This is a genomic window from Paenirhodobacter sp. (assembly GCF_050177655.1).
GTDB lineage: Bacteria > Pseudomonadota > Alphaproteobacteria > Rhodobacterales > Rhodobacteraceae > Rhodobacter.
The window spans coordinates 1-5691 of the sequence record NZ_JBFXGV010000084.1 but is presented as its reverse complement, the minus strand read 5'-3'; the positions used below and the strand labels follow the sequence as shown (position 1 = coordinate 5691).

Here is a 5691-nt window from a genome sequence, read left to right as displayed (position 1 = left end):
ACCGTCGCGGTGTGTTCCGCTTCGGTGAGGCGCTGTTTACGGATCACCGCCAAACTCCGCAACCCCCTTTTTCCAAAAAATCGCAACTTCCCAACAGAAACCCACAAAATCCCTTGTTTCGTTGAACCCCCAGGATGAACTTTTTCGCACCCCGGCCGCACTGAAAGACGACGCGAACAAAAGTTGCGCGAAGCACCCGGAGAAACGACAGAATATTGAGGCCATGCCCTTACGGAAGCGCAGACGGGGACGAGTCACCCCGCACAAACGGAGCGCAAAAACCGAGTCAGGGCTTCAGCAGGGCCGCATATTTCGGCTCGAAGCTGCGGCTGATCGGTTCGGCTGCGGCGCCGATCGCCACGATCCAGGGATCGGAATGCCCCGCCAGCAGCCGACGCCGTGCGTGCGGGGCGAGGTTGACCCGGGCCACCAGCTGCTCGACCAGCCGCGCAGGCGCGGTGCTGCACAGGATGATCGCCTCCGGATCGAGCGCGAGTCGCAGCGCATCGGCAAGCCAGCCAAGCCCCGCGGCCGCCGCGTCGAGCCAGGGCTCGATCTCCGCCATGCGCGCCGTGAACAGCGCTTCGATTCGCGCGGCCAGCTGCGGATCGGCCGGATCGAGACCGACTCGCGCATAGAACTCGCCCAGCGCGACCTGCCGCTCGATCGTCAGATCCCCCCCGCCCAGCGGCCGGATCATGCCGATTTCGCCGGCATCGCCCCGTTGGCCACGATAAAGTTCGCCATTCAGGATCAGCCCCGCCCCCAGACCGTAGCCGAGATAGAGGCAGACCGCATTGCGCAGCCCATGCGCCCGCCCGGTCAGCTTTTCCGCGATCGCGGCGGCGGCGGCGTCGTTCTGGATATTGGTCTCGAGCCCGGTCTCGCGTGCGAGGATCTGCGCGAGCGGAAACTCCTGCCAGCGCGCCATCGTGTAATCGTCGCGCGCCTGCCGCGCCTCGGGGCTGAAGGGCCCCGGCATCGCGATACCAAGGCCGACGGTGCGTTCCTCCGCCTCCGGGTGCCGATGGGCAAGCTCGCTCCGCGTCTCGCGGATCAGGCGCGCGAGGATCTTCAGCCCCGCCTCAGGCTCGGAGGGCAGAATCGCCCGCTCGCGGCGCAGCACGATCTCCCCCACGAGGTTCATCACCACGCAGCGCGCGACGTGCCGGTCGATCTGGACCCCGATCGAGAACGCCCCGAAGGGCGCGAGGTCATAGGGCGTCGCCGGCTTGCCGCGCCCCTCCTTCACCACCTCGCGCGCGATCACCAGACCCGCCGCCTGCAGCTCGTCGATGATGTTGGAAAGCGTCTGCTTCGCCAGCCGCGTGGCGCGCGCGAGATCGGCGCGCGAGAGCGCCCCGTTCACCCGGATCGCGTCGATCACGACGCGCCGGTTGTGCACGGCGGCGGCGCCCGAGCTGGTGCCGGACATCGCGCGGATCGAGGGCGGTTTGGCGTTCATGAAAAAACATTGACAGGTGACGGCAACCGACGCAATCATTAAGTCCACCATCTGGACTAAATTGCCGGAAGAGCTTTCACCGGGTGGCATGATGCAACTTCGGCCGCGTATCGCGGCCCGCGATCCGACAGGAGAGAGAGATGAAATTCATGCTGCGCACTGCCCTGATGGCCGCCACCGCGCTCACGGCGGCCTCGGTCACCGCCGCGCAGGCGGAAACCACGCTCAACGCGCTCTTCATGGCGCAGGCGGCCTATAGCGAAGACGACATCCGCGCGATGACCGCGGGCTACGAGGCCGCCCATCCCGACGTCAAGATCAACCTCGAATTCGTCCCCTACGAGGGGCTGCACGACAAGACCGTGCTCGCGCAGGGGGCGGGCGGTGGCTATGACGTCGTGCTCTTCGACGTGATCTGGCCCGCGGAATTCGCGACGAACAACGTGCTCGTCGACGTCAGCGACAAGATCACGCCCGAGATGAAGGCCGGTGTGCTGCCCGGCGCCTGGACCACGGTGACCTATGACGGCAAGGCCTATGGCATGCCCTGGATTCTCGACACCAAGTATCTCTTCTACAACAAGGCTATGCTGAAGAAGGCCGGGATCGAGACGCCGCCCGCGACCTGGGCCGAGCTTGCCGCCGACGCGCAGAAGATCAAGGATGCCGGCATCGTGCAGTATCCGATCGCCTGGAGCTGGTCGCAGGCGGAGGCGGCGGTCTGCGACTATACCACGCTGCTGAGCGCCTATGGCGGCGACTTCATCAAGGACGGCAAGCCCGACTTCCAGAACGGCGGCGGTCTCGAGGCGCTGAAATACATGGTCGCGAGCTATACCGGCGGGCTGACCAATCCGAACTCGAAGGAATTCCTCGAGGAGGACGTGCGCAATGTCTTCCAGAACGGTGACGCCGCCTTCGCGCTGAACTGGACCTATATGTACAACCTCGCCAATGACCCGGCGCAGAGCAAGGTCGCGGGCGATGTCGGCGTGGTGCCGGCGCCGGGGGTCGAGGGCGTCTCGAAAGCCTCGGCGGTGAACGGCTCGATGGGGCTTGGCGTCACCACCACCTCGAAACACCCGTCTGAGGCCTGGGACTTCATCACCTACATGACCTCGCAGCCGGTGCAGAACCAGTATGCGAAGCTGAGCCTGCCGATCTGGGCGAGCTCCTACACCGATCCGGCGGTCACCACCGGGCAGGAGGAGCTGCTCGCCGCGGCCGGTGTCGGCCTTGCGGCGATGTATCCGCGCCCGATGACGCCGCATTACCAGGAGATGTCGATGGCGCTGCAGCAGGCGATCCAGGAATCGCTGCTTGGCACTTCGACGCCCGAGGATGCGCTGAAGGCCGCGGCCGAGAACAGCGGCCTCTGAGCCCCGCTTCCGGGCGCGCCGCAACCGGCGCGCCCGCCCCCGATCCCCCAGTTCCGAACCGAGGTCGATCCTCATGTCCACCGAACGCATTCCCCTGCGTGTCTGGTTGCTGATGCTGCCGCTCCTCCTGGTGATGCTGGCGGTGATCGGCGCGCCCTTCTTCGAGACGCTTCGGCTTTCGCTCAGCGATGCGCGCCTCGTCGGTTCGGGCGGCGAGTTCGTCGGGCTGCGCAATTTCACCAAGATGCTCTCGAACAGCGCCTTCCAGTCGGCGTTCTGGACGACGCTGCGCTTCAGCCTCTGGTCGGTCTCGGCCGAGCTGGTGCTGGGTGTGCTCGTCGCGCTGCTGCTCGATCAGCCGTTTTATGGCCGCACCATCCTGCGCGCGCTGCTGATCCTGCCCTGGGCCTTGCCCACGGTGGTGAACGCGACGCTCTGGCGGCTGATCTACAACCCCGAATATGGCGCGCTCAACGCAGCCCTCACCCAGATTGGCTTGCTCGAGAGCTACCGCTCCTGGCTGGGGGAGCCGGGCACCGCGATGGCGGCGCTGATCGTCGCCGACGTGTGGAAGAACTTCCCCCTCGTCGCACTGATCGCCTTGGCCGCGCTGCAGGCGATCCCGCGCGACATCCGCGCCGCGGCTGTCGTCGATGGCGCGAATGTCTGGCGCCGGTTCCGCCATGTCACCCTGCCCTATCTGCTTGGCCCGCTGATGGTGGCGCTGGTGCTGCGCACGATCGAGGCCTTCAAGGTCTTCGACCTGATCTGGATCATGACGCGGGGCGGGCCGGCCAACACCACCCGCTCGCTCTCGATCCTCGTCTATCAGGAGGCCTTCGCCTTTCAGCGCGCGGGCTCGGGCGCCTCGCTCGCGCTCATCATCACGCTGATGATCACCGTGCTCGCCGTCGCCTATCTCGCGATCATCCGTCGCCTCGCCGGGGAGGGCCGCTGATGGAACACCGCTCGCTCGCCTATCGCATCTTTCTCCATGTCATGGCGCTGCTCGTCGCGCTCGCGATCCTCGCACCGCTGCTGTGGCTCTTCGTGATGAGCGTGTCCTCGAATGCCGATCTCTCGGCGAAACCGCTGCACTGGTGGCCCGAGACGCTCGATTTCTCGCGCTATGGCGCGTTGCTCGACCAGGCGGTGAATTCCGCGGGCGGCGCCTTCCTCGCCTCGCTGCGCAATTCGATCGAGGTGGCGAGCATGGCCACCGTCGCGGCCCTCGCCGTCGGCGTGCCCGCGGGCTGGGCCGCCTCGCGCAATCCGCGCCTTGGCTGGACGCTCGGCGCGGTGATCGCCACCTATATGCTGCCGCCCGTCGCGCTTTCGGTGCCGCTTTACCTGATCCTCGCGCGGTTCGGGCTGCTCAACAATGTCTTCGGCCTCGCGCTTGTTTATCTGAGCATCCTCGCCCCCTTCGTCACCTGGCTGCTGAAGGCCGGCTTCGACCCGATCCCGCGCGATCTCGAACAGGCCGCCGCGATCGACGGCGCGCGGCTCGATCAGGTGCTGCGCATCGTGATCCTGCCGCTCGCGCTGCCGGTGATCGCCACCGCGCTGATCTTCGCCTTCCTGCTCGCCTGGGACGAATTCTTCTACGCGCTTCTCTTCACCTCGAACCAGCAGGCGAAGACGCTCAGCGTCGCGATCGCCGATCTCGCCGGGGGGAGGGTCTCCGACTACGGGCTGATCGCCACCGCGGGCGTGATTGCCGCGCTGCCGCCCGTCGCCATCGGTTTTCTCATGCAACGCGCCCTGATCTCGGGGCTGACCAACGGAGGCGTCAAAGGATGACGGCCGCATTCGCAACCAAAAACCCCGTGCTCGAGGCGCTGCACGCCGAAATGGCGCGGCAGATGGCCGACAGCCGCGCGAGCCTTGCGCAGAATGCCGCGCAGGCGCGCGCCATCGCGGAAACGATCACCCGCAACGGGCGGCTCGTACTGCTGGGCATGGGCGGCTCGCATGCGGTGGGGCGCACGCTGACGCCCTGCTACCGCGCGCTTGGCATCGACGCCGTGACGCTGCCGCTTTCGGAACAGCTCGATCAGCCTCTGCCGCTGGCCGGGCGCACCGTTCTGGTGACCTCGCAATCGGGCGAAAGCGCCGAAGTGCTGCGCTGGTTCGCCGAGGGGCACGCCCCCGCCGATGCTTTCGGCCTGACGATGCAGGCCGAGTCCTCGCTTGCCCGGCTCGCGCCCTGTCTGGTCGGCGCCGGAGGATCGGAGATCCCCTTCGCCGCGACGCGCTCGCTCACCGTGACGCTCGCGCTGCATGCGGCGGTGCTCGCCGCGCTCGGTGCCGATCTTGCCGCGGTCGAGGCGGTGATCGCCGCCGATCCGCAGCCCGAGATTTCCGCCGCACTGGCGAAGATGGCCGGCGTGCGCACGATCGTCACCTCGGGGCGCGCGCAGCAGGGCGTGGCCGAGGCCCTCGCGCTTGGCCTCACCGAGCTGTCGCGCTTGCCCTGTTTCAGCCTCGAGGGCGGCCAGCTGCGCCACGGCCCCGTCGAGATGCTCGCCCCCGAGGTCGGCGTCGTGATGTTCCGCGACGCGGGCCCCTCGGCGACCTATGTCACCAGCCTCGCGGAGTTTGTGCTGCGCACGAGCGCCTCGCCGCTGGTGATCTTCGACGCCTCGGGCCTCGCCCCCGTCGAGGGCGCCTGCACCGTGCCCTGCCCGCCCGGCACCGGCCTTGCGGCAAGCTTCGCGCTCCTGCCCGCGGCGCAGCATTTCATGGTGGACTTCGCCGCCTCCCGCGTGCCCGATGTCGGCACGCCGCTGCGCTCCTCCAAGGTGACGAAGGTCGAATGATGCGCCCGCTCGCCACCCTCGGCAA

General features: G+C 67.4%; 5 protein-coding genes. 4 read left to right on the top strand and 1 reads right to left on the bottom strand.

What is annotated here, in order from left to right; all coding sequences use genetic code 11:
• Nucleotides 1-286 precede the first annotated feature (286 nt).
• The gene (locus AB7U46_RS17390; RefSeq protein WP_428338248.1) at nucleotides 287-1465 is read right to left on the bottom strand and encodes an ROK family transcriptional regulator; all 1179 of its coding nucleotides are present in this window, start codon (nucleotides 1463-1465) and stop codon (nucleotides 287-289) included.
• A 140-nt stretch (nucleotides 1466-1605) separates the two neighbouring features.
• Here AB7U46_RS17390 and AB7U46_RS17385 point away from each other — a divergent pair, with 140 nt between their 5' ends.
• From AB7U46_RS17385 to AB7U46_RS17370, 4 genes are all read left to right on the top strand, one after another.
• A complete protein-coding gene (locus tag AB7U46_RS17385; protein ID WP_428338247.1) occupies nucleotides 1606-2844 on the top strand; it encodes an extracellular solute-binding protein in 1239 nt (412 codons plus the stop codon).
• Nucleotides 2845-2917: 73 nt separating this feature from the next.
• The gene (locus AB7U46_RS17380; RefSeq protein ID WP_428338246.1) at nucleotides 2918-3802 is read left to right on the top strand and encodes a carbohydrate ABC transporter permease; all 885 of its coding nucleotides are present in this window, start codon (nucleotides 2918-2920) and stop codon (nucleotides 3800-3802) included.
• On the top strand, nucleotides 3802-4647 hold the full coding sequence (locus tag AB7U46_RS17375; protein ID WP_428338245.1) for a carbohydrate ABC transporter permease: 846 nt from the start codon (nucleotides 3802-3804) through the stop codon (nucleotides 4645-4647). Before AB7U46_RS17380 ends, AB7U46_RS17375 begins: the two co-directional genes overlap by 1 nt.
• Entirely contained in the window at nucleotides 4644-5666 is a 1023-nt protein-coding gene (locus AB7U46_RS17370; RefSeq protein WP_428338244.1) for an SIS domain-containing protein, read from the top strand. The genes AB7U46_RS17375 and AB7U46_RS17370 overlap by 4 nt, the downstream gene beginning before the upstream one ends.
• The last annotated feature ends 25 nt before the right edge of the window (nucleotides 5667-5691 follow it).

Coding starts and splice junctions, on each gene's coding strand:
- AB7U46_RS17370 (WP_428338244.1), top strand. CDS start 4,644: ATGACGGCCGCATTCGCAACCAAAAACCCCGTGCTCGAGGCGCTGCAC.
- AB7U46_RS17385 (WP_428338247.1), top strand. CDS start 1,606: ATGAAATTCATGCTGCGCACTGCCCTGATGGCCGCCACCGCGCTCACG.
- AB7U46_RS17375 (WP_428338245.1), top strand. CDS start 3,802: ATGGAACACCGCTCGCTCGCCTATCGCATCTTTCTCCATGTCATGGCG.
- AB7U46_RS17380 (WP_428338246.1), top strand. CDS start 2,918: ATGTCCACCGAACGCATTCCCCTGCGTGTCTGGTTGCTGATGCTGCCG.
- AB7U46_RS17390 (WP_428338248.1), bottom strand. CDS start 1,465: ATGAACGCCAAACCGCCCTCGATCCGCGCGATGTCCGGCACCAGCTCG.